Annotated in this window: 22 protein-coding genes and 1 tRNA gene; 9 read left to right on the plus strand and 14 right to left on the minus strand. The window is 55.5% G+C overall.

The features are described 5' to 3' along the window. Positions 1-23: 23 nt before the first annotated feature. Together Q0775_RS05195 and Q0775_RS05200 are read right to left on the minus strand one after the other, a co-directional pair. On the minus strand, positions 24-1,028 hold the full coding sequence (locus Q0775_RS05195) for a TAXI family TRAP transporter solute-binding subunit (RefSeq protein WP_298858295.1): 1,005 nt from the start codon (positions 1,026-1,028) through the stop codon (positions 24-26). Positions 1,029-1,191: 163 nt separating this feature from the next. Further along, positions 1,192-2,454, minus strand: a complete 1,263-nt coding sequence (locus Q0775_RS05200) for an aminotransferase class V-fold PLP-dependent enzyme (protein ID WP_298859949.1) — start codon at positions 2,452-2,454, stop codon at positions 1,192-1,194. A gap of 100 nt (positions 2,455-2,554) precedes the next feature. Between Q0775_RS05200 and Q0775_RS05205 the strand changes: the two genes are divergently transcribed. Continuing rightward, on the plus strand, positions 2,555-3,457 hold the full coding sequence (locus Q0775_RS05205; protein ID WP_298858296.1) for a LysR family transcriptional regulator: 903 nt from the start codon (positions 2,555-2,557) through the stop codon (positions 3,455-3,457). Between the two features lie 173 nt (positions 3,458-3,630). Here the strand turns inward: Q0775_RS05205 and nusG are convergent, their stop codons facing one another. The 8 genes from nusG to Q0775_RS05245 form a co-directional block, all read right to left on the minus strand. Next, complete coding sequence (nusG, locus tag Q0775_RS05210; protein ID WP_298858297.1) at positions 3,631-4,164, minus strand: transcription termination/antitermination protein NusG; 534 nt, start codon at positions 4,162-4,164, stop codon at positions 3,631-3,633. A 220-nt stretch (positions 4,165-4,384) separates the two neighbouring features. Further along, entirely contained in the window at positions 4,385-4,582 is a 198-nt protein-coding gene (secE, locus tag Q0775_RS05215; RefSeq protein WP_298858298.1) for a preprotein translocase subunit SecE, read from the minus strand. Positions 4,583-4,660: 78 nt separating this feature from the next. Next, positions 4,661-5,431 carry a hypothetical protein gene (locus Q0775_RS05220; RefSeq protein ID WP_298858299.1) on the minus strand — a complete coding sequence of 257 codons (771 nt, stop codon included), beginning with the start codon at positions 5,429-5,431 and terminating at the stop codon, positions 4,661-4,663. Between the two features lie 183 nt (positions 5,432-5,614). Continuing rightward, positions 5,615-5,690 (minus strand) — tRNA-Trp (locus tag Q0775_RS05225). A gap of 112 nt (positions 5,691-5,802) precedes the next feature. Then, complete coding sequence (locus tag Q0775_RS05230) at positions 5,803-7,044, minus strand: CoA transferase (RefSeq protein WP_298858300.1); 1,242 nt, start codon at positions 7,042-7,044, stop codon at positions 5,803-5,805. 1 nt (position 7,045) lies between these two features. Continuing rightward, positions 7,046-7,888: a MaoC family dehydratase N-terminal domain-containing protein gene (locus tag Q0775_RS05235; protein WP_298858301.1), complete on the minus strand. Its 843-nt coding sequence runs from the start codon at positions 7,886-7,888 to the stop codon at positions 7,046-7,048. A 365-nt stretch (positions 7,889-8,253) separates the two neighbouring features. After that, positions 8,254-9,429 (minus strand): elongation factor Tu, encoded by a 1,176-nt coding sequence (tuf, locus tag Q0775_RS05240; protein ID WP_298858279.1) that lies wholly within the window; start codon positions 9,427-9,429, stop codon positions 8,254-8,256. 132 nt (positions 9,430-9,561) lie between these two features. Continuing rightward, positions 9,562-10,227 carry a hypothetical protein gene (locus tag Q0775_RS05245; RefSeq protein ID WP_298858302.1) on the minus strand — a complete coding sequence of 222 codons (666 nt, stop codon included), beginning with the start codon at positions 10,225-10,227 and terminating at the stop codon, positions 9,562-9,564. Positions 10,228-10,363: 136 nt separating this feature from the next. On the opposite strand from Q0775_RS05245, the gene Q0775_RS05250 reads away from it, so the two are divergent. Next, a complete protein-coding gene (locus Q0775_RS05250) occupies positions 10,364-11,716 on the plus strand; it encodes a cytochrome P450 (RefSeq protein ID WP_298858303.1) in 1,353 nt (450 codons plus the stop codon). 10 nt (positions 11,717-11,726) lie between these two features. Here the strand turns inward: Q0775_RS05250 and Q0775_RS05255 are convergent, their stop codons facing one another. The 3 genes from Q0775_RS05255 to parC are packed head-to-tail and all read right to left on the minus strand — an operon-like array spanning position 11,727 to position 16,466. Continuing rightward, entirely contained in the window at positions 11,727-12,869 is a 1,143-nt protein-coding gene (locus Q0775_RS05255; protein WP_298858304.1) for a M48 family metallopeptidase, read from the minus strand. Next, complete coding sequence (locus Q0775_RS05260; protein WP_298858305.1) at positions 12,866-14,182, minus strand: DUF898 family protein; 1,317 nt, start codon at positions 14,180-14,182, stop codon at positions 12,866-12,868. The genes Q0775_RS05255 and Q0775_RS05260 overlap by 4 nt, the downstream gene beginning before the upstream one ends. Then, positions 14,163-16,466 (minus strand): DNA topoisomerase IV subunit A, encoded by a 2,304-nt coding sequence (gene parC, locus Q0775_RS05265; protein WP_298858306.1) that lies wholly within the window; start codon positions 16,464-16,466, stop codon positions 14,163-14,165. Before parC ends, Q0775_RS05260 begins: the two co-directional genes overlap by 20 nt. A gap of 197 nt (positions 16,467-16,663) precedes the next feature. Here parC and Q0775_RS05270 point away from each other — a divergent pair, with 197 nt between their 5' ends. From Q0775_RS05270 to Q0775_RS05295, 6 genes are all read left to right on the plus strand, one after another. Beyond that, a complete protein-coding gene (locus Q0775_RS05270; RefSeq protein ID WP_298858307.1) occupies positions 16,664-17,242 on the plus strand; it encodes an SH3 domain-containing protein in 579 nt (192 codons plus the stop codon). A 74-nt stretch (positions 17,243-17,316) separates the two neighbouring features. Beyond that, positions 17,317-18,147, plus strand: a complete 831-nt coding sequence (locus Q0775_RS05275; RefSeq protein WP_298858308.1) for an SDR family NAD(P)-dependent oxidoreductase — start codon at positions 17,317-17,319, stop codon at positions 18,145-18,147. 63 nt (positions 18,148-18,210) lie between these two features. Beyond that, positions 18,211-18,408: a twin transmembrane helix small protein gene (locus tag Q0775_RS05280; protein WP_298858309.1), complete on the plus strand. Its 198-nt coding sequence runs from the start codon at positions 18,211-18,213 to the stop codon at positions 18,406-18,408. Between the two features lie 4 nt (positions 18,409-18,412). Beyond that, the gene (locus tag Q0775_RS05285; protein ID WP_298858310.1) at positions 18,413-18,985 is read left to right on the plus strand and encodes a cob(I)yrinic acid a,c-diamide adenosyltransferase; all 573 of its coding nucleotides are present in this window, start codon (positions 18,413-18,415) and stop codon (positions 18,983-18,985) included. A gap of 192 nt (positions 18,986-19,177) precedes the next feature. After that, a complete protein-coding gene (locus tag Q0775_RS05290; protein WP_298858311.1) occupies positions 19,178-19,936 on the plus strand; it encodes an electron transfer flavoprotein subunit beta/FixA family protein in 759 nt (252 codons plus the stop codon). Continuing rightward, entirely contained in the window at positions 19,936-20,862 is a 927-nt protein-coding gene (locus tag Q0775_RS05295) for an FAD-binding protein (protein ID WP_298858312.1), read from the plus strand. The genes Q0775_RS05290 and Q0775_RS05295 overlap by 1 nt, the downstream gene beginning before the upstream one ends. Before the next feature lie 71 nt (positions 20,863-20,933). Here Q0775_RS05295 and Q0775_RS05300 read toward each other — a convergent pair whose 3' ends face one another. Then, entirely contained in the window at positions 20,934-21,728 is a 795-nt protein-coding gene (locus Q0775_RS05300; RefSeq protein ID WP_298858313.1) for a DUF6473 family protein, read from the minus strand. A 159-nt stretch (positions 21,729-21,887) separates the two neighbouring features. Here Q0775_RS05300 and Q0775_RS05305 point away from each other — a divergent pair, with 159 nt between their 5' ends. Then, the gene (locus Q0775_RS05305; protein ID WP_298858314.1) at positions 21,888-22,763 is read left to right on the plus strand and encodes a 3-hydroxybutyryl-CoA dehydrogenase; all 876 of its coding nucleotides are present in this window, start codon (positions 21,888-21,890) and stop codon (positions 22,761-22,763) included. Position 22,764: the final 1 nt, after the last annotated feature.

A 22,764-nucleotide genomic window follows, 5' to 3' on the forward strand; every position in this document is an offset into this window, starting at 1 on the left:
CGACATCGTATCAAAGACCGGAATTAGTCAAGCAAACCTGCTTCTTTATAGAAACGCTCTGCACCTGCGTGCAAAGGAACACCAATACCGTTGAGTGCAGTCTCTGGTGTGACGTCTTTGCCTTTGGCGTGACCCACATCGAGCAGCTTGCGGGAGTTCTCGTTCCACAGTGCTTTTGTGATGTTATAGATCAGCTCTTCGTCTTCCTTGGCGCTGGTGAACCACTGTGCGCCAACAGCAACTGTGTCTACGCCTGCAACACCTTCATAGGCATCATCAGGGATCGCGGACTGGGCGAAAAAGCCATACTTGTCGGTCAGTGCTTTTGCACCTTCGCCGTCGATTGGCACCAACTTGATATCGGCAGAAGAGGCCAGTTCAACAATCGCACCCGTCGGGTAGCCTGTGACGACAAAGAAGGCGTCGATCTTGCCGTTACGCAGCGCCTCAGATGCGGCGTTACCTTTGAGAGCTTCTGGCGTCAGGTCGCTCTCGGACAAGCCGTTCGCTTCCATAATCAACAGCGCGTCTACGCGTGTACCCGAACCCGGCTCGTCAAGGGAAACCCGCTTGCCTTTGAGGTCAGCTACGGAGTTGATGCCGCTGTCAGCGAGGGCAACAAGGTGGATGTGCTCCTCAAACAACGCAGCAATCGTGCGCAGGTCTGTTGCAGGTGGGCTGCCTTCCATCGTGCCAGTGCCGGTGTAGGCCCAATAGGCCACATCGGATTGTGCAAAGCCGGAGTTGCGCAGGCCGGAAATGATCGCGTTCACGTTATCGACCGAGCCGCGTGAGGAAACCGCCGAGGCGATCAGGCCTTCAACACCACAAGAGCCGCCCTCGTCGCATTCGCGCGAGCCGGGTGGTTTGGAAATCGCGTTCGCGATCACACCGCCCATTGGATAATAGGTGAAGGCCGTGCCGCCTGTACCGATAGTAAAAAACTTGATGTCCTGAGCCACAGCCGTACCAGCCAAGCCCAAAGCCAAGACCGCGCCTACCGCGGCCGTTTTGATAGATTTGATCATTCGATCCTCCCAGTTGTTTCAGCCTCGCCCACGTCTCCGCGCGCAATGCCACTTGTATGAACGTACTTTGTACCTTCAATTCTCCCGCGATGCCCTCACATTGAGGGGCGCATCGCGCATCTTGTCGTGTCACAGACCTCTCACGTTCCGGCCTTACAGGCTGTTACGGGTGTGGACTGACAATCTCCCTTATCACATCCAACGCCTGAGCTACCTCATCCAGCGTGTTATAGTGGCACATCGAAATGCGAACGCAATCTGGTAAATCCAGAGGTCCGAGAATATTGCCACTATAGTGGTCTGCGGTGCGTGTATGAGTGCGGATACCATGCGCGTTCAACGCAGCTACAATGTCGGGCGACGCAACCCCCTCGACCGCAAAGGAGACAGTCCCCTCACGTGACGGATTATCCGCGCCGGACAGAATGGTCAGCTTCTCAATGTCGCGCAGACCTGCAAGATTGCCTGTCCCGTTTATCAACGCATCGGTCAGCCCCGCTTCATAGGATTTGATCGCTCTGCCCGCCGCTTCAATCCGCGCGCGGGGCGCTGTCTCGTCAGAAACCTCGCCGCCCAACCAGTCAAAATATGCCACTACATCGGACATCGCGGCATAGGCGCCCGTATCACGTGTGCCAAGTTCCCAGTTATGGACTGGCCCCCCGCTCAACGCCTCATGGGGCAGCGCAGTCAGCCTGTCAGACAGCCACGCCACACCATACCCGTGGCGCGAAAAGACTTTGTAGGGCGAGATGGCATAGCCATCTACATCGTAGGCATCTAAATCAACATGCCCGTGGGCGGCATGCTGGATACCGTCAACGATAATCAAACATTCAGGGGCCACCGCGCGAATAGCCTGTGAGATTGCAGCGATATCCATGCCAATTCCGGTAACGGGCGAGGCATGCAAGATCGTCGCAACTGCCACATCAGGCGTCATCTGTGCCGCATAATCGGCTGCTGTCACACAGCCTTGCGCTGCGTCGAAGGGCACATCTACATACCCCATTCCCGCGACTTCCGCCCAATGCCGCGCCGCACTTCTGGAGGAAGGGTGTTCAATCGAGCTGCCAATGATCTTTGCCCCCTTCGGCGCATTCAGACAGGCGTTACGCACCATACGGAAAAGAAGCTCGGTCCCCGTCTCGCCAACAATGAACTGCCCCGAACCTGCATTCATGAACAACGCCAGATCAGCCTTCGCCTTTCCAATCGTCAGGCTCAACGCGGCCGCTGCAGGATTGTCCCGCCCTTGGTTGTCAGGAACTGCCGCATACTTGGCTGACGTCTCAATCACAGATTTCAACGTCAACGCGCCGCCGCCATTCTCAAAATAGATTCGCGGGCCCTGAAACGGACAGCTGTCCACATGGGCAAAACGGTCTCTAATGGAGGCGATAAGCGCGGAGTTGTCTTGAATCATCTCGTATTCAAATCCTCGAAATATGGGCAAACCTTGCCCCATTTAATTGTTTATTTATAGTGATAAATTATAATCATAAATCATCGAAAAAGTGAATAATATGAGCATCACCCACAACCAGCTTATCGCGATGTTAGCGGTAATTGACTGCGGCACATTCGATCGTGCCGCAGTCAGGTTGAATTTGAGCCAGTCAACCGTCACCAAAAGGATACAGGAACTTGAGGCTTCTATGGGCTTTTTGGTTTTCGATCGCTCAAAGAGGCAGGCGATCCTGACCCATCAGGGTGAACAGTTTGCCGCCTTGTCCCGCGAAACAGTCGCCAGCTTCGCAAACTTGTCATCATTTAATTCGGGCATGAAGGCGCGTTCAACTAAGGTGAGTCTCGGCGTAACTGAAATATCCAGTCTTACTTGGTTGCCGAGATTTCTGGAGATTTCATTTGAGAATGATCCAGCCATCCAGTTCGACCTCACGATCGATATGAGCAGAAATTTACATAGCAGTCTCGAAGACGGCGACCTCGACCTGATTGTTGTCCCCGAAATGCCGTTTCAATCCAACGCAAATGTAGAGCGGCTCACTGGCGTTGAACTTACGTTGGTTGGCAGGTCAGGCCTTGTTCCCGAAGGCGAGATTGTTGAGTTGTCGCAACTCCAGTCCTTCGAGTTCATCACCCAAGGCAAATCATCAGGCTATTCAAAAAGCATCCGCGACTGGTTTGCCAACAACGGGTTGAACCTCCGAAACAGTGTTAGTGTGGACAGCCTACATGCAATGGTCGGCCTTGCCCTCGCAGGCCGAGGCGTGTGCATTGCCCCCAGAGATTACCTTATCCCGATGATTAGGCGTGGGCGAATTGCTGAAATTCTAACGGAACCAAAGCTGCCGACGATGAATTACTGCGTTGTCCATCACCCCTCGCCCCATGCCACGCTCTTTAAACGTATCGCCTACGATATTCAGAATGTGGCTGACTTCCAATCTCCCTATTTCGTTTGAATATGCCCATTCGCCTAGGTGGCTGCCCATTGGTCAAGATGGAGTTTGTCCGCAATAGGCAGCGCCACTCCAAGAGCCGGCAAATGCATTTTTCCTATATACTATTAAAAATGGCGCCCCCTTCTAAAAGGAGACGCCATCGAAATTCTTTCGTTCGCAAAATTCCGATACGATCAGATCTGCTTGTTGACCTGAGTAAAGTCCAGCTCGACCGGAGTTTCGCGACCAAAGATCGACACCATAACCTTGAGCTTCTGGTTGTCCTCATCGACCTCTTCAACCATGCCGTCGAAATCTTCAAACGGACCATCACCAACTTTGACGCGCTCACCGATTTCAAAGTGAATGAGAGTGCGGGGTGCTTCTTCACCCTCTTGGACACGGCCAAGGATCGCAGTCACTTCCGCATCGCGCATTGGCATCGGACGCCCCTGTGGACCCAAGAAACCTGTGACGCGATTGATCGAGTTGATCAAGTGATAGCCGCGGTCGGACATTTCCATATGTACAAGCACGTAGCCGGGCATAAATCGACGCTCGGTCGTGACTTTCTTGCCGCGACGGACCTCGATCACTTCTTCGGTGGGGACCAGTACTTCGTCAATCTGGTCGGACATTTCCTGCTCTTCAGCAGTGTTACGGATCTGCTCTGCGATCTTTTTCTCAAAGTTCGACAGGACGCTGACCGAATACCATCTTTTTGCCATTTGATCTTTCCGTCCTTGTCCAAAGCGGCTTGCGCTTGCGAATTCCTAAAACCTATCAGGGCTTACCCCGTTCCGCCTGCAACATATTCGGGCGCGCAACTCGAATCAATGCGCGCGTGCCACAGGACAGACCTGCGGACTAGCCCACACGCAGTGGGGATTCAAGTGTTGGAAGAGATATTTGCGACCTTATGGGTCGCCAATTCTGTATGGGGCGGTCTTAGCCAAACATGTTCAGCACGTACTGAAGCCCGCCACGGATAACGATATCAACAAGTGCAAAGAAAACCGCCGTCAGAGCCGCAAGGATAAACACCATCACAGTGGTGAGCATGACCTCACGACGCGTGGGCCAAACGACCTTTGCCACTTCGGCGCGAACTTGCTGAATGAACTGAAGCGGGTTGGTGGTGGCCATGGAATACATCCTGAATTATCACGTAAGACGCATCTAACGGCTGCGGGTCGGTGTTTCAAGGCTGCAATTTGGGCGCATTCAGGCACCTTTCCCCTGCAACCCAGCCAAGCGACGTTCAAGCGCTTCTTCGTGCCGCGCATCTGCAGTCGCAAGTTCGGCAAAATCAGGCAGATATAATCCATCGACTGTCCCCTCAGGAAAGCGGTCAAGAACAGCGTCCCAGCGCACGGCGAAACGGTCCATTCGATCATGCAGGATGGCCGCGCGGGAGGGTCGGCGTTTGGCATACCAACGGCTTGCCTTGATAATACCTTGCCAGAATCCGTCATATCCAGCGATCAGAAATACACCGACCAATACCAAAACGAAGATGAATAGCAGACCAAAGACAAGCCAAGGGCGCATCAGCACCAACAGGGCAATCAGCGCGAATGCTATATGCGCCGGCGTCGGACGGTACGCACGCACATGGTACATTAGCCCCTCGCCCTGTCCTGCCCGTTGCGGTTTCCCAGCATGTGAAGGGAAAGGCACATCCCTATTCTTTGGTGCGTCACGTCTCTTTCGACGCAGGGAGAATACACGTTTTACTTTTTTCTGCGCAGCGCCGTGGGAACCACCATCCTCTTGCGCATCCTCCAAGGGCACAAATGCATCTGCTTTGCGGCGCTTGGCTGCGACCTTAGGTTCAATATCGTCTTGCTGCCGCTTTACGCGTCCCAAAATGCTGCGCGGTACCGGCTCTGCTTCTTCCGTCAAAATCGATCGGATCGCGCTGAGAGAAGTTTCATCGAGTTCCGCCTCGGAAACGAGGGTATTTGCGGGTGAAGATTTGGGGTCCAAAGTCATCTGTCCATACCATTTGCAGTGAATTGTTCACCGTCAAATGCCAATGATTTGTGGCTCTAGGATGGAGTAGGTATGTCAGGAAAGTGTCAGAGTTTCTGCTAACGCAATAATGCGCATTCAGTCACGGCTATCGGCCGAAATTGGAAACAATTCCGCCACATCACCAAAATGTATTGAAAAAATTGGCAGGGGCTGAGGGACTCGAACCCACGACCCTCGGTTTTGGAGACCGATGCTCTACCAACTGAGCTAAACCCCTATGCCTTCGATGTGGGTAGTCTGGATTACGCGCAGGATCAAGAGGGATCATGCGCGTAACTCTGGAAATTGATGTCAAAGCTGCCAATCGGCCAGCACAGGCTGTTTTCTAATTATGCAGCAGTCCTCGGGCGGGCAAACGCGGGACTTTGCACAATACCCTTGTCGAACAATTTTCCAATCTCGCCATCGGTCATACCAACCACATCGCCTAAGACTTCCTCGGTGTGTTGCCCCAACACCGGTGCTACTTGCGGCGGCTTTCGCGGGCCGCTTGAAAAGGTCATCGGTGCGCCCGGCACTGGGAACTTGCCCAAGCCGGGCTGGTCCAGTATTTCGAACATCGGGTTATCTGTACTAAGGTCGCGGTCCTGTGCCACGGCTTCTTTGATGGTGCGAAAGGTCGACCATGTCAGCTTCATCGCGTCAAACATCGGGCCAATCTCGGAGACAGCGCGCGCCGCAAACCATGGCTCAAGAATCGCTGTGATCTGGTGGCGCAAGGTCCAGCGGTTGCCTTCGTCCCGCAAACACAGCCCCGTGCGGACCTCAAGCACTGCGAGCGCATCAGCGCTGTCGGTTGCTTTTACAAGGCCCGACCACTGCCGACCCGTCAAACCAATCACCATGACCCGCGCCCCGTCGGCACAGATAAAATCCTGACCATATGCACCATAAAGCGCGTTGCCCGACTTTGCCCGCGCTTCCTCATTCATCACAGCATCACCGATCAGGCCAAGGTGGCCCATCGCAGCAGCAGCAACGTCTTTGAGCGACAACTCAACCTCTTGGCCTTTCCCGCGGCGCAGGCGGTAACGCTCCGCCGCAAGCAAGGCACTGACGCAGAGGTTCCCCGCCAGCAAATCCCATGCTGGCACTGCATTAGCAACAGGTCCGTCATGACCTTCGGGACCAGTGATATCAGGCACGCCCAAAGCAGGGTTAACAGTGTAGTCAACTTGCGGGCGGCCATGGCGGTCCCCCATCAAGGTCACAGTGATGAGATCCTCGCGGTGCTGACGCAGCGTATCGTAATCCATCCAGCCGCGCACGCGCAGGTTAGTCAGAAACAGACCTGCATCATCGCCGGGCGCAGTTACAATTCGTGTCACCAGCTCGCGCCCCTCTTCCGACTTCATATCAACAGCAACTGATCGTTTGCCCTTGTTCAACCCTGCCCAAAACAGGCTTTGCCCAGAAGGGGCTAGCGGCAGACGGCCTGCGTCCAAGCCTCCTTCGATGCGATCAAAGCGGATCACATCCGCGCCCATCTGGGCCAGTGTCATACCCGCCAACGGAACGGCCACAAAGGCTGATCCCTCAACAACACGCATGCCTTGTAGAATATTGCTCATCTCATATCTCCCAAATGGCGCTGGCCTGCATGCCCTGATGGCTGCCTCCAGCGATTGTGCAGAGAAACCATTCCGCGTCTGATATTTTGGTCGCCGACAACTCAACCGCGTCAGAGGCAAAAACAGGATGCACCCCACGAAAGGAGAACATGCTGGGCGCACGACCACGGTTGCGCGTCGCCAAATCCATCAGCAGGTTCGCCTGAAGCGGGCCATGCACAACCAGATCGGGATAATGCTCCACTTGCTGTGTGTACGGCAGGTCATAGTGGATGCGGTGCGCGTTGAAGGTAATCGCGGAATAGCGGAACAACAGTGGCGTCGTGATGCTTACGGTTTCGCGCAGATCATCGTGCGGTGCGGGGATCGCCTTTGGCGCTCGGAAGCTATCGGGAATTTGCAAATATACTATGTCCTGTTGTTCCCGCACAGCGAGACCGTTCTCGCCGCTAATGTCGTGCTCAAGCGTGACAAAAACCATCTCACCGGCCGCGCCTGACTTCGCGATAACGTTTGCAATGCGGGTCTCACGGATTAAATGCTCACCAATATGTAGCGGCGCTATAAACTCTAACGCACCGCCCGCCCACATGCGGCGGTTGAGGTGGATGGGGGGCATAAAGCCGCCAAGCTTTGGATGACCGTCAGCACCAAGATGATCCATGGGCACAGTTGGCGGAAACCCGAACCAGTGCCACAGCGCAGGCAGTGAATCCCCCTCGCACGGCTCTTGGCTGCCGCAATTTCCCAGAACCGCATGTACGGTTTGTGCGGCTATGGCTGACACGCCACCCGTCGAAGTCTCGCTTCGGCTTATCCAAGCAGAAAGATTGATTTGATCCATTTCTCGGCTCCTCGTTGCCGACAACAAGGGCGCGCATTGGAGATAAAATCAAGTATTATTAATAGGTTAACTGTAGACCGTCGTATACAATGAGATCATGCTGCAAATGCAGCAGATGGGTCTGCTGTTGAATTTGCAGTAGCTTTTTCAAGAATTGATCAAATTGCCGCGATGCGGCGGATTGTAAGAAAAAGTGGCGTATTTCCGCTTGGCACCGGCGGAATGCAAGAATCAAATCCCACCCTAAGCGCGTCAAGGCCGCCGACCAGAGGATTTACTGGAAAGCTTTGGAATGACAAAGGCCCCTCCTTTCGGAGAGGCCTTTGCATTAACAGGTTCGCGTATTAGCCTTGCGGCCGATAGGCTTAGTCTGTGATTTTCGATACAACGCCCGCGCCAACGGTGCGGCCGCCTTCGCGGATCGCGAAGCGCAGACCCTGCTCCATCGCGATTGGGGCGATCAGCTCTACGTCGAACTTCAGGTTGTCACCTGGCATTACCATTTCCGTACCCTCGGGCAGGTTAACAGTGCCGGTCACATCCGTTGTACGGAAGTAGAACTGTGGACGGTAGTTCGCGAAAAATGGCGTGTGACGGCCACCTTCCTCTTTGGTGAGGATGTACGCTTCGGCTTCGAACTTGGTGTGTGGCAGGACGGACTTAGGTGCGCAAAGCACCTGACCGCGCTCAACACCTTCACGGTCGATACCGCGCAGCAATGCGCCGATGTTGTCGCCTGCCTCACCACGGTCCAGCAGCTTGCGGAACATTTCAACGCCTGTGCAGGTCGTTGTTTTGGTGTCGCGCAGACCAACGATTTCAATGCTGTCGCCAACGTTGATCACGCCACGCTCAACACGGCCCGTTACAACAGTACCACGACCAGAGATCGAGAATACGTCTTCCACAGGCATCAGGAACGGCTGATCTACAGCGCGTGCTGGTGTCGGGATATACTCGTCCACGGCTGCCATCAGCTTCTTGATGGACTCTTCGCCGATTTCGGGCTGTGTCCCGTTCATCGCGTGCAGAGCGGAACCAGGGATGATCGGGATATCATCGCCAGGGTACTCGTACTTGGAAAGCAACTCACGGATTTCCATCTCAACCAGCTCGAGCAGCTCTTCGTCGTCGACCTGGTCAACTTTGTTCATGTAAACAACCATGTACGGGATGCCAACCTGACGGCCGAGCAGGATGTGCTCACGCGTCTGTGGCATTGGGCCGTCTGCTGCGTTCACAACCAGGATCGCGCCGTCCATCTGTGCCGCACCGGTGATCATGTTCTTCACATAGTCAGCGTGGCCCGGGCAATCGACGTGCGCGTAGTGGCGTGCTTCGGTTTCGTACTCAACGTGCGCTGTGGAGATTGTGATACCGCGTGCTTTTTCCTCAGGCGCGCCGTCAATCTGGTCATAGGCTTTGAAGTCACCAAAATACTTGGTGATCGCAGCTGTCAGTGTCGTCTTACCGTGGTCAACGTGGCCGATTGTGCCGATGTTGACGTGCGGTTTGTTACGTTCAAACTTTTCCTTTGCCATGGTGGGCGCCTTTCCAAAAGTTCAAGGACCCAGAACGGGCCCGTATTGCATATGGCGCGCGGCATATTTGGTCTAGCAGATAAAATCAAGCAGGTCTTGCAAGGCTATCGCAGTTTCACGCCCAGCAATTTGTTACCGCCCGCCGCTGGCAGCCGTAGCCGTGACAGCAGCAGTCACAGCTACTGCATCATCAGCAACGGCATCATCCACAGAGACGGGTGTTTCGGGCTTGGTTGTTGTTCCTGACCCGTTGAACCAGCCCTTCGCGCGATTTTCTCGCACAAGAAAATTCTCGATCTGCTTCACAGCATTCTGGCTAAGGTTCTTGAACTGCTGTTCAGCGGTTTTGGTATAGCCTGACCCGACAAGCGGCCCTTGGTCCAATGATTCCAGAACTGTGATTTGGTGGGCCTTCGGTGTCAGCTTTTTGTTCTTGGCATCGTCCCAAACGGTGATGCGGATCACCATCGCCGATTTCGGCGCGGCAACGACCGGAATACCCGGAGGTGCAAGGCAATACCCTTCAATCGAGATGCCAAAGTGATACAAACGGTCGCCATCATATCGGCCGAACCTTTCTGCCACAGCTTCCTGAAGCATCGTTGTCATCACTTCAGTCTCCAATGCACGGCACAAAGGAACCTTCTGCACCTTTGGAGCCACAACAATATTGTGTTTGAGGTTAAAATCACCCAGCGGAACGGCACTCTTCCCCAGATCCGATGCACCGTTACAAGCAGCCAAAAAGCCTACCAGTATCAACATACCTACACTGCGCATCATTTTAGTGCTGTCCATCTGACGGTCCTCCCCATTTGCGCACAGCGATACCGCAACGCTGTGGGTGGCGCAATGCGGCCTCGTAATTTGCATTCAAGTTGGCAAAGTCGCACAGCAGACTTACTTGTCAAAGAGCAATAAGGAGGCTGCCACGATGCCTGCACCCGAGCTACCTGTCCGAGTCCCGTTAATCGACTTTGATCCCGGATTTTTCACATCCATCGCAAATATGCGCGACAATATCCTGCTCTCAATTCCGGCCCAAGCATTAGAGCAGCCTATCTTCTCTGGTCGCACCTTGATGCGCTGGCACATGATCATGGAACCTGTCGCGATTAAGCGTGTCTTGCTGGATGCTGTTGACGATTACCCCAAGTCGGATGTGACCAAAACACTCCTTAGCCCTGCGATTGGCGATTCTCTGTTTATCGCTGAGGGTGCCCATTGGCGGTGGCAACGCCGCGCCACCGCTCCAGCATTCGCCCACCGTTCTGTAACGGCGCTGGGGCCCGTGATGAGCCGCGCTGCGGAGCAAGCTTGCATGCGCATCGCCGCCGCAGGGCCAAGAGCGATTGATCTGGCCGAAGAAATGGTAAGTGCCACATTTGATGTCATCGCCGATGTGACTTTTTCCGGCGATGACATGATGGACCGCGCCGCCGTGCATGATGCGATTGATGGCTATATCACTCAGGCGGGGCGTATCAGCATGCTTGACCTGATGGGTGCACCATCATGGGTGCCACGGCCCGGTCGCCACGAAGCGATGAAACAACTGGAGGCCACCAAAACCACCGCTGATGGCGCGATTGAGCGAAGACAGGCGCGCGGGTCGTGCGACGTTCCAGACCTGCTCGATCTGTTGCTCTCCGCCGAAGATCCGAAATCGGGCCGCACCATGACCACCTCCGAGCTGCGCGATAATCTGCTTACCTTCATCGTCGCGGGCCACGAGACGACGGCTCAGACGCTGGCTTGGGCGCTTTATCTGATGGGCCATGACACCGGCGCACAGGACCACGCCCGCGCCGAGGCACAGGCCACCCTCAGCGGACGCGTGGCGGGTGCTGGCGATCTGGCATCTCTCCCCTACATCCGCCAGATTATTGACGAGACACTGCGCCTCTATCCCGCTGGTGGGTTGCTTTCGCGTACTGCACGCGCCGACGATACCCTCTGCGGGACCAAGATCAACAAAGGTGATACGGTCATGATCCCTGTTTATGCGCTGGGGCGGCACCGTAATCTTTGGGATGAACCCGACTCATTCCGCCCCGAGAGGTTCAAAGATCGCAAGGCAATTGATCGCTATGCCTACCTTCCCTTTGGCGACGGTCCGCGCGTCTGCATTGGCGCGTCTTTCGCGCTCCAAGAGGCCGTGATTATTCTCGCCACGCTGTTATCACGCTTTCGGTTCAGTGCCGTCAAAGGTCGCACACCTGATCCAAAAATGTTGATAACCCTAAGGCCAGAAGGCGGTGTCTGGATGACAGCAGAGCCGATTTAGGATTGTTAACTTAGTCACAGACAGCCTGCAGCGCGCTCCACTCACCATCTGTATTAATGTCATCATACGCGGCATCTTCACGCGCCGCCTCCCGCGAACGGACAATGCGGCTGCTCAAGGTGGGGTGGCTTACGAAATGCGCAAACACGCCTTCGGCATCGCCATATTTGTCACGCAAACGCTCGAACATATCGCCTAGCGCCGCTGGTGACACACCCGCCTCTTCGAGTGCGACGTAGGCAAATTCATCCGCACCTGTTTCGGCCCCTTGGCTGTAACTGGCGCTGATCAACTGTTCGGTCAGGAACAAGACGGCGGCACCGCCCGCAAAATCCCCAAACAATAGACCCAATATGCCGATGGAGCCCGCCGAGCGCAGCGCGTGGCGCGTGGGGTCGCGATTTTCCACATGACCTACTTCATGCGCCAGCACAGCGGCAATCTCGTTCGGGCTAAGGGCGGCATCAATCATCCCGCGAAAGAACACCACATACCCACCGGGCAAAGCGAAGGCATTGACCATCTCGTGGTCCAGCACAAAGACCTTAACCGCGTCGTCCGTGTCCCGCTCAGCGCCGATTGCCACCAGCATCGCCTCAAGCGCGGCAAGCCCGTCTTCATTGTCGCAAGTGGGCAAAGGCGGCAGACCAGTTCCCGCAAGTGCCTGCCTGATTTGCCCGAATGTCGCCTCACCCAGCGCACGTTCCCCCGCAGGCGGCACAAAAGTCGCCAAGCGGTCGGCAAGCAGCGGCACCAGAATACCAATCTGAATCGTAACAGCCGCCACAGCCGCAAACGCCCACGCCGCCAACCGTCCCCGCCCCTTTGGCGGCGCACTTGCCTGCAACCTATGCATATGACGCAACACGTTCACATTACGCAGATGCAACCGCGCCAACGGATCACCCGTCCAACGCAGGATCACTCCTTCGCGTCCTGCCGTGTCCTCAAGTTGTCGTATCTCGTCGAGCGGCCAGCGCACGCCCGCCATCTCCTGCGCGGGGAACCCGATTTCCAGCACACGAGTATTTGTATCCACCAAGAGCGTCACATCACGTGGAACAGGTGCATCACCATCGAAATAGGCACTGGAGCGTCCGTCATAGAGGCGCCCACCAAGCGTCGTTTGAGGGATGTCAGGGGGCATGGTCATATAGCTGCTCCCAAATCCAATGCCTCGGCAAAACCTTCGGCCTCAGCAAATTCATCACGCGCGCGCTGGCTCACCTGTGCCAGCCCCGCGATGTTCACAAGGCTCAGCGTGACAGACATATGGCGCATCAGCGGATAAGTGACAAAAGCGTGGTGCAGCACGCTCCAGAACAGGAACACCGACAGATACAGCACTGCAATAATCACAAGCGACATCCAGCGCGGCAAGTCCCCCAGCGGATCGGCCATGCCCATCTGCTCTTCAAAGAAGGCCTCAGGGCCAAGCAGGCCAATTGCGAGCCCGAGGATTGCGAGAACGCCAAACAGAAGAATGGTGTAGGCGATCGTTGTCCCTAACACGTAGATCATAGAAATTCGCAGACCGTTCAGTCTGGACCTCATCTGCACGCCTTCGCTGTGTTTGTGGTCTGTCAATATGCGTTTACTTACAAAGCGGTAGTGGACCGCGCCGTAGATCAGCAGCATGAAGATCGGAATAAATAAATATAACCGCCACACGCCAACCCAACCGCTTGGGATGTAGTTGAGCCTCAAAGCAGCCCCCGCAGTGTCCATCAAATCTTCCAACAGCTCTTCCGCACCGGGCATCATCGGCGCGAGATAAATCATCCAGACCAGTAGCCCACCCAGCGCAAGCACACCTGCCGCAAAGGGCATCGCAGCTGGGATCAAAATCTGCCAGCGCCCTCCCTGCACAAGCTTGGCCGAACCAAAGTAAGTTCGGTCGGTTTTATATTTCTCCAGCCAGAACGTCATGCGCGGCCACAGGACACCCAAGGTGCAAATCGTGATTACCCAGTGCACAAGCGCACGCCATGCATAGCCCCAAGCACCCTTTTCCAACCCAAAGCGCACACCCCGCCAGCGCGTGCGCCCCAACACATAACGCCGTGCGCGATACTGCGCGTAAAACCAGACGGGGATGACTCCCAGAAAGCTGGCGAAATAGCCAACGAACGAGCTTTGAAAAAACGAGAAACTTACAAACATCAGCAGCAGGTTCACGATGCCGATGTAGAAGGTCAGGATCACCACAGCGATGAAAAAACCGAGCAGCTTTTCCAGCGGGTCGCCCACATATTCCAGCGGATGACCACCGGGTCTGATCGACGACCAGTACCAGCGCCGCAGCCGTGTTTTCATCCAGAAACGGTAAAAGCCAAGCGTCAGGACAGTCCAGAACCCAGACTTGAGCGCAAGCCAAAAGAGCGCGGAGCGGTTGCCCACGAACCAAACGTCCATCCCCTGTTCAGGAACGGGCGGCGGCGTTGCCTCAGGTAAACTTGTTATCACGCGGGAATCCACGCGGCGCCATGCGGCCCGCACTTGCACGTTTGCCAGCCCATTCATCCAGCGCTATCTCAGTGCGCGTACGGCCCGCAGGGTCAAGCCAGCTTAGACCGTCAGCACGGGTGAAGGTCGTAGCATCCGACAGCCCGCCGTCTTTGTATTTTTGCAGACGCACGCCCTTGCCGCGGCCCATCTCGGGCAGTTCTTCAATATCGAACACCAGCACTTTGCGATTCTCACCCACGGTGGCGACGCAATCCCCATTCACAGGTTTACAGATCAGCGCACGCGTCTCACCGCGCACATTCAGCACCTGCTTGCCCGAGCGGGTCTGGGCGACAACATCCGCCTCTGGCACGATGAACCCATCCCCCGCAGATGAGGCCACCAGCAATTTACCATCTGGGCGGTGGATGAACAGGTCCACAATCTGCACATCATTGGGCAGGTCAACGATCAGACGCAGGGGTTCACCCATGCCGCGCCCACCGGGCAGATTTGCACCAGAGATTGTATAGAAGCGCCCGTTGCTGCCAAAGGCGAGCAAGCGGTCAGTCGTCTCGGCATGGAAGACGAAGCGCGAGGCATCGCCATCCTTAAACTTCAATTCGCGGGTCAAATCAATGTGGCCTGTCATGGCCCTGATCCAGCCCATCTGGGAGCAGACCACCGTGATCGGTTCGCGGTCAATCATCGCCTCAAGCGGCACATCCTCGATCTCGCCCGCTTCGGCAAAGGTCGAGCGACGCGCGCCGCCATCATACATCTTGCCAAACTGCTTTTTCGTCTCGCGCAACTGATCCGCGATACTGTTCCACTGGAGGCTTTCGTTCTCCAGCAAATCTTCTAGGCCTGCACGCTCTTCCATCAACTCGGACTGCTCGCGCAGCAACTCCAGCTCTTCCAGACGGCGCAAGCTACGCAGGCGCATGTTCAGGATTGCCTCGGCCTGGACTTCGGACAGCTCACCTTCTCCCGCGGCAGGTGAGACATAATCCTTCTCATCCATCGCGCGGACGTGATCCTTGCTCCAGTCCTCGCGCATAAGCGCAGCCTTAGGCTCATCATCATAGCGGATAATATCGATCACACGGTCAAGGTTGAGGAAAGCAACGATAAAGCCTTCCAAAACCTCCAGACGGTGGTCGATCTTCTCCATACGGTGACGCGAGCGGCGCTCCAGCACTTCGCGGCGATGGTCAAGGAAGGCGCGCAGCACTTCCTTCATCGAACAGACCTTCGGCGTCACGCCGTCGATCAAAACGTTCATGTTGAGCGAAAAGCGCACCTCAAGATCGGAATGACGGTACATCATCCCCATCAGCACTTCGGGATCCACGTTTTTGGAACGCGGCTCCAGAACCATACGCACGTCTTCGGCACTCTCGTCGCGGATGTCCGCAAGGATTGGTATTTTCTTGAGCTGGATCGCCTCTGCGATCTTCTCGATCAGCTTGGACTTTTGCACCTGATAGGGAATTTCAGTGACGACTATCTGCCACTGACCGCGCCCCATATCCTCAACTTCCCAGCGACAGCGCAGGCGGAAGCCGCCTTTGCCCGTGCGGTAGGCAGTCGCAATATTCTCGGGCGGCTCGACGATTACACCGCCCGTCGGAAAATCAGGACCAGGCACAAAGTTGAGCAACGTATCATCCCGTGCGTCAGGCGTTTTGATTAGGTGGATACAGGCATCACACAGCTCAGAGATATTATGCGGGGGAATGTTGGTAGCCATGCCCACGGCGATCCCTGAGGAGCCATTGGCGAGCAAGTTCGGGAATTGCGCAGGCAGCACCGATGGCTCGGTCAGGCGGCCATCATAGTTGTCGCGGAAATCCACAACATTCTCATTGAGGCCCTCAAGCATCGCTTCGGCCACAGCCGTCATGCGCGCTTCGGTATATCGACTTGCGGCGGGGTTATCGCCGTCGATGTTGCCAAAGTTCCCCTGCCCGTCGACCAGTGGATAGCGGACGTTGAAATCCTGCGCCAGACGCGCCATCGCATCATAGATCGCGGCATCACCGTGCGGGTGGAAATCCCCCATCGTGTCGCCACTGATCTTGGCCGATTTTAAAAACCCACCCGTTGAATTCAGCTTGAGCCGGCTCATCGCATACAGAATACGGCGGTGCACAGGCTTCAGACCGTCACGCGCATCCGGCAGGGCGCGGTGCATGATCGTGCTCAACGCATAGGTAAGGTAGCGATCCCCTAAGGCACGGCGCAAAGGTTCGGACGTTTCCTCATGACGAGGTGGCGCTGGTGGTTTTATATCTGACATGCGCGTTGTGTAGCGATGCTGCGAACAGCCGACAAGCGTCTGGTTTACGTTTCATCAACTCCGTATCGTTTCGACACAACTTTTGTTGCCGTGTTAATTTTCTTAATTTTTCCCCTAAAATAGAATCGTAAATACTGTTAGGGAACTTTTGGGGGAAGCCGCACGTTCGGTTCTCAAGATAAAGTTGGAGCCGCGACATGAAAACATTCATCCTTTTGACCTTTGGCTTTCTCGGCTTTGCTTTCTATGAAATGAGCGGTGGGTCCGATTTTGAACCAGCCAGCGCACGAATGGCGGACGCCGATGTAGAGACGCAAGAGGCCGAGCAAGTTGCGGAAGTTGTGACCAAGAAGCCGGCAGCGCCAGTGGCTTCGAACACAGCATCCATCAGTAAAATTGACAGCACACCTGACGTGACACGTGTGGCACTGAATCTAACTAACGTTACGGACGCTCAGGAAGCGGCAACAACAGAAATTGTTGTACCGACTGCTCGGATCATCGATAGCTCCGAAACACCTCAGATCATCCTGCCAAGCCTGATCGCCACCACAAGCGATAATGGCAACAGCTTGGACGGCGACGTGCGCAAAGTGTCCGGCAACCGCGTCAACGTACGCGGCGGTCCATCCACAAACTACGGCGTCGTAAGCAAGCTCACGCGCGGTGCTGAGGTGGTCATCCTTGAAGACAACGGAGACGGCTGGGTCAAGATGCGCCCCATTGATGGCGGCGAAGCAGGCTGGATGGCCGATTTCTTGCTCACTTCGGGCTGATAGTCTCAAGGGCGATTGCCTATTCCACCAAAACAGCGCATTTGAGGCCTCATTCACCGATGAGGCCTTTTTTTATGACCCAACAACGTTCCATTTTGATCACTGGCTGCTCTTCGGGCATCGGGTACGCTGCGGCATATGGAATGCGTGAACGGGGTTGGCACGTTTATGCCGCCTGCCGGCAGGAGCTTGATTGCGGACGCATGCGGGAAGAGGGTTTTGATAGCCCACGTATTGACTACACCGATCCCGACAGCATCATTACGGCCCTCGCAGATGTCCTTGAGGATACCGGCGGCACGCTGGATGCGGTGTTCAACAATGGTGCACATGCGACGCCCGGCGCGGTTGAGGATATCCCCACGGAGGCGTTGCGCGAGATATTCGAGGCTAACTTTTTTGGCTGGCACACGCTGACCACTGCCATCATTCCGATCATGCGTGCCCAAGGGCATGGCCGCATCGTGCAATGCTCTTCCATCCTTGGACATGTGGCGATGCCATGGCGCGGTGCCTATACCGCCACCAAATTCGCGCTCGAAGGGCTGACAGATACCCTGCGCCTTGAGATGCAGGGAACAAATGTACATCCCATCCTGATCGAGCCAGGCCCCATCACATCCAAAATCCGCGCCAATTCCATTCCGCATTTCGAGCGTTGGGTGGATTGGGAAAACTCAGCCCGCGCCGATGAATATGAAACGGTGCTTGCACAACGCCTATATGGCGAGAGCGGCCCTGACAAATACGAGCTGCCACCTGAAGCCGTAGTAAAAAAGCTGATCCATGCGCTGGAATCCCCCCGGCCCCGCGCACGATATTATGTGACAAAACCTGCACATTTGGGCGGTTTCATGCGCCGTATCCTGTCCACGCGCATGCTGGATCGCGTCCTTAGCCGTTAAAAGGGGTTGCAGCGGCGCATCTGGCCGCTACATCGCCTAGCAACACACGAAGGGAGACTACCTGTGGCCGATCCGTTTTTCATTCTTATTGTTATTGCCGTGCTTGCTGTGGTTGTTGTCTTGGTCATGGGTTTGGGTGGTTTTGCCAGTGGCGGCGCTTTTAACAAAGCGAACTCGAACAAGCTGATGCGCTGGCGCATCGGGCTACAGTTCATCGCTGTCATCCTCATCGTGATATACGTCTATTTCGTCAAAGGATAAGCACATGGTCGTTCTGAACAAAATCTACACACGTACGGGCGACAAAGGCGACACAGCCTTGGGCAATGGCGCCCGCGTTGCCAAACATGATGTGCGCGTTGAGGCCTATGGCACCTCGGACGAGCTTAACTGCTTTGTCGGTGTCGCGCGCCTTACGGCCACCGGCGAGACGGACGAAGCACTCTCGCGCATCCAAAACGACCTGTTTGATCTGGGCGCTGATCTCTGCCGCCCCGACATGGAAAAAGACGCAACCGCTGAATACCCGCCCCTGCGTATGGCCCCCGCCCAAGTGGACCGCCTCGAGGCCGAGATCGACGTGATGAATGCTAATCTGGAACCCCTGCGCAGCTTTATCCTGCCCGGTGGTACTCCTCTGGCTGCCAACCTGCACGTCTGCCGCACAGTCGCGCGCCGCGCAGAGCGTTTGGCGACCGAACTGGCGACCCAAGAACCCGTGAACGAAGCCGCTGTGCGATACCTCAACCGTCTCAGTGACTGGTTCTTTGTCGCGGCACGTGTCGCAAATAATAGCGGTAAGGATGACGTCCTCTGGATACCCGGTGCAAACCGCTGATCCAGCGAGTTTACTGAAACACCCGCGTAACATTCTTGCGCTAGTTAGCCGTAAAAACATGTAACGTGACGTGCCTCTTGTACCATGCGGCGATTTTGCCCTGTTTTACGCGGGTACGCTTCGTTAGACATGTCACAGATTTACTGACTGGCCCACACAGGGTCTGAGTCGCAACTAGGGAGATAATCGCTCATGAAGGTGCTCGTACCTGTAAAACGCGTGATCGACTATAACGTAAAAGTGCGCGTAAAAGCGGACGGTTCCGGTGTCGATCTTGCCAACGTCAAAATGTCCATGAATCCGTTTGACGAGATTTCCGTCGAACAGGCGATCCGCCTGAAAGAAGCAGGTCAGGCCGACGAAATCGTCGTGGTATCTGTCGGCGTCAAGCAAGCGCAGGAAACACTGCGCACGGCTCTTGCGATGGGCGCGGACCGCGCGATCCTCGTGATCGCCTCCGAGGATGTGCACCACGACATCGAGCCACTGACTGTTGCGAAAATCCTCAAAGGAATCATCGACGAAGAACAGCCGGGCCTTGTGCTCTGCGGCAAGCAGGCGATTGATAACGACATGAACGCAACGGGCCAGATGCTCGCAGCGCTCATGGGTTGGTCCCAAGCGACATTCGCTTCCGAAGTAGCGATTGAAGGCGATAAGGCCGTGGTCACACGCGAAGTTGACGGCGGCCTGCAAACGATCAAAGTCAACATGCCGACAGTGATCACAGTTGACCTGCGCCTCAACGAGCCGCGCTATGCATCTTTGCCCAACATCATGAAGGCAAAAAAGAAGCCACTGAATGAAAAGACCCCTGCTGATTACGGCGTCGAGGTTAAAAATCGTCTGGAAATCGTAAAGACAGTTGAGCCTGCCGCACGTGCCGCAGGGATCAAAGTGGGCTCGGTCGACGAGCTGGTAGCGAAACTCAAAGAAGCGGGGGCCGTATAATGGCTGTTCTACTCCTTGCAGAAGTTAACAATGGCGAGTTGGCCATGGACGCAACGGCAAAAGCCGTCACAGCCGCCGCTCAACTGGGTGATGTCGTTGTGCTGGCTTGTGGTAGCTCAGCTGCCGCAGCTGGCGATGCTGCTTCCAAAATCACAGGTGTTTCAAAAGTTCTCGTTGCCGAAGACGAGAGCCTTGGCCACCGTATGGCGGAAACCACCGCAGCGCTCATCGTATCGCTGGCAGGTGACTATGACCATATCGTAGCGCCTTCTACGACAGACGCAAAGAACGTGATGGCGCGTGTTGCGGGTCTGCTCGACGTGATGATCATCTCTGACGCCACTGCCGTAATCGACTCCGACACATTTGAGCGTCCGATCTATGCCGGCAACGCCATGCAGACAGTCAAATCTTCTGACGCGAAGAAAGTCATTACTTTCCGCACATCGACCTTCGATGCGGCGGCTGAGGGTGGCTCTGCTTCTGTTGAAACCATTTCTGCCGTAGCCAATCCTGGCCTCTCGGAATGGGTAGAAGACAAAGTCGCGGCAAGCGACCGTCCAGAACTCACCTCCGCTGGTGTGGTTGTATCAGGTGGTCGCGGTGTCGGTTCAGAAGAGCAGTTCAAACTGATCGAAAACCTCGCGGACAAGCTCGGCGCCGCCGTTGGTGCATCCCGCGCTGCGGTCGACTCTGGTTATGCACCGAACGACTGGCAGGTTGGACAAACGGGCAAGGTAGTTGCACCTGACCTCTATGTTGCCATCGGTATCTCTGGTGCGATCCAGCACCTTGCTGGTATGAAAGACAGCAAGATCATCGTTGCGATCAACAAAGACGAAGAAGCGCCTATCTTTCAGGTTGCTGACTTTGGCCTTGTTGCCGACCTCTTTGAAGCTGTACCCGATCTGATCGAAAAGCTCTAATTCAGGCAGGCGCTTTGCGCCGACTGACAGATTTGAAAGGCCCGCTGTTAAAAGCGGGCCTTTTTTTAGGACTACATCAAACGATCCAATACCGGGCATAATGCCTGCGCAATTGCAGCGTGGACATGTGGCTGTGGCACAGCTTTTGCCGCTTCTTCTTCCAAAAGGTTAAACGCCATTCCGATAGGTATCCCCTCCTCCACGCACCGGGTACTGGGGATGTCGACGACTGCACTGGGCAAAGAACCCAAGCGGTCAATCATGTCATCCACTACCATCACAGGACTGTCGTTTTGCAGGCCAACCCGCAACAAGACTACCTCCCGAGAGAGCTGTGGAAGCAAGCGGCGCATGCGGCGGACCCACGTCCGCTGTAACACATGCCGCACTTCGGCAAAGCGCAGCGGGTCCTTTTTTTTCAAATGCTGCAACATATGGTGTGTGAACGAGAACTGCGTGAAGTCCACATCGTAATAGAGTTGTCGCAAGTCCGGCATGGGATGCAGGAACCTGTCATTGCGGCGGGGATGCACGCTGTAGAAGCGGTTGCTCACGTTCGCCGCCCCCGTGACTTCCATCACTGTCACATGCGCTTGCGCTGCAGCTTCCAGAACACATGCGTCTTTGGCGAACACGTCCAACCCTGCGTTTACCTGCCCGAAGTTGACCGAAGTGACACCTGTCAGATGTTCTACTCGCAGCGGAAAGGGTTGCTCGATGAACTTTCCAAACGTCACAGTCCCCCCCAAGAAGGCCACGTAGGGCGCCTCCAAAACGCGCCGTGGTCCCCGAAATGTAAGTTTTGACGTACCATAACGACATGGCAAATAGTCTAGGGCCCCCGGCCCCAGTATATCATAGGTCATAATGCCCACCCTTTTTTCTCACCCACAGCGACTATGAATGGGCTGATCTTACGATTCGTTTAAAGATTGGATTTGCCTCAGGTTTTAGGCAGCAACGGCTCTTGCGACGGGACAAGACTCCGCCGTAAGCTGCCCACAACACATACAAAGGAATACACCATGCAGATCCAGACAATTGGCATCGTTGGCGCAGGACAAATGGGCAATGGCATCGCCCACGTCATGTCATTGGCTGGATACGACGTGATGCTCAACGATATAACCGAAGACGCGCTGAACAGTGCTATGGAAATACTGCACGGCAACATGAGCCGTCAGGTAGGGCGCGGCAAGATCGCGGAGGCTGATATGGAAGCGGCACTCGCACGGATCAAAACCACAACAGCCCTCAAGGATTTGGGCCCATCCGATCTGATCATCGAGGCCGCGACCGAGCGAGAAACAGTCAAGCAGGCGATATTCGAGGATTTGTTGCCGCACCTCAAGCCTACAACGATCCTGACGTCCAACACCTCCTCCATTTCCATCACCCGTCTGGCAAGCCGCACAGACCGCCCCGAAAAGTTCATGGGCTTTCACTTCATGAACCCAGTTCCGGTGATGCAACTGGTTGAGTTGATTCGCGGTATCGCCACCGACGAAGAGACATTCGCCGCCTGCAAAGAGGTCGTTGACCGCCTCGACAAAACTGCCGCCTCGGCCGAGGATTTTCCCGCCTTTATCGTTAACCGCATCCTGATGCCGATGATCAACGAAGCCGTCTACACTCTGTATGAAGGCGTGGGGAACGTGCAATCCATCGACAGCTCACTTAAGCTGGGCGCGAACCACCCCATGGGGCCGCTAGAACTGGCTGATTTTATCGGACTGGATACATGTCTGGCCATTATGAACGTACTGCACGACGGGCTGGCAGATACAAAATACCGTCCTTGTCCCTTGCTTACAAAATACGTTGAGGCGGGGTGGTTGGGCCGCAAGTCACAGCGCGGCTTTTATGACTACCGTGGCGACGTACCCGTTCCCACACGCTAGA

This window comes from uncultured Sulfitobacter sp. (assembly GCF_947499945.1).
Classification (GTDB): domain Bacteria; phylum Pseudomonadota; class Alphaproteobacteria; order Rhodobacterales; family Rhodobacteraceae; genus Sulfitobacter.

Excerpts from the sequence above, each read along its gene's own strand:
- Q0775_RS05200 (WP_298859949.1), bottom strand. The coding sequence starts at position 2,454 with ATGATTCAAGACAACTCCGCGCTTATCGCCTCCATTAGAGACCGTTTT.
- Q0775_RS05300 (WP_298858313.1), bottom strand. The coding sequence starts at position 21,728 with ATGACCTATGATATACTGGGGCCGGGGGCCCTAGACTATTTGCCATGT.
- Q0775_RS05275 (WP_298858308.1), top strand. The coding sequence starts at position 17,317 with ATGACCCAACAACGTTCCATTTTGATCACTGGCTGCTCTTCGGGCATC.
- Q0775_RS05270 (WP_298858307.1), top strand. The coding sequence starts at position 16,664 with ATGAAAACATTCATCCTTTTGACCTTTGGCTTTCTCGGCTTTGCTTTC.
- Q0775_RS05220 (WP_298858299.1), bottom strand. The coding sequence starts at position 5,431 with ATGACTTTGGACCCCAAATCTTCACCCGCAAATACCCTCGTTTCCGAG.
- Q0775_RS05255 (WP_298858304.1), bottom strand. The coding sequence starts at position 12,869 with ATGACCATGCCCCCTGACATCCCTCAAACGACGCTTGGTGGGCGCCTC.
- nusG (WP_298858297.1), bottom strand. The coding sequence starts at position 4,164 with ATGGCAAAAAGATGGTATTCGGTCAGCGTCCTGTCGAACTTTGAGAAA.
- Q0775_RS05305 (WP_298858314.1), top strand. The coding sequence starts at position 21,888 with ATGCAGATCCAGACAATTGGCATCGTTGGCGCAGGACAAATGGGCAAT.
- tuf (WP_298858279.1), bottom strand. The coding sequence starts at position 9,429 with ATGGCAAAGGAAAAGTTTGAACGTAACAAACCGCACGTCAACATCGGC.
- parC (WP_298858306.1), bottom strand. The coding sequence starts at position 16,466 with ATGTCAGATATAAAACCACCAGCGCCACCTCGTCATGAGGAAACGTCC.
- Q0775_RS05250 (WP_298858303.1), top strand. The coding sequence starts at position 10,364 with ATGCCTGCACCCGAGCTACCTGTCCGAGTCCCGTTAATCGACTTTGAT.
- Q0775_RS05285 (WP_298858310.1), top strand. The coding sequence starts at position 18,413 with ATGGTCGTTCTGAACAAAATCTACACACGTACGGGCGACAAAGGCGAC.
- Q0775_RS05205 (WP_298858296.1), top strand. The coding sequence starts at position 2,555 with ATGAGCATCACCCACAACCAGCTTATCGCGATGTTAGCGGTAATTGAC.
- Q0775_RS05230 (WP_298858300.1), bottom strand. The coding sequence starts at position 7,044 with ATGAGCAATATTCTACAAGGCATGCGTGTTGTTGAGGGATCAGCCTTT.
- Q0775_RS05295 (WP_298858312.1), top strand. The coding sequence starts at position 19,936 with ATGGCTGTTCTACTCCTTGCAGAAGTTAACAATGGCGAGTTGGCCATG.
- secE (WP_298858298.1), bottom strand. The coding sequence starts at position 4,582 with ATGGCCACCACCAACCCGCTTCAGTTCATTCAGCAAGTTCGCGCCGAA.
- Q0775_RS05245 (WP_298858302.1), bottom strand. The coding sequence starts at position 10,227 with ATGGACAGCACTAAAATGATGCGCAGTGTAGGTATGTTGATACTGGTA.
- Q0775_RS05195 (WP_298858295.1), bottom strand. The coding sequence starts at position 1,028 with ATGATCAAATCTATCAAAACGGCCGCGGTAGGCGCGGTCTTGGCTTTG.
- Q0775_RS05290 (WP_298858311.1), top strand. The coding sequence starts at position 19,178 with ATGAAGGTGCTCGTACCTGTAAAACGCGTGATCGACTATAACGTAAAA.
- Q0775_RS05235 (WP_298858301.1), bottom strand. The coding sequence starts at position 7,888 with ATGGATCAAATCAATCTTTCTGCTTGGATAAGCCGAAGCGAGACTTCG.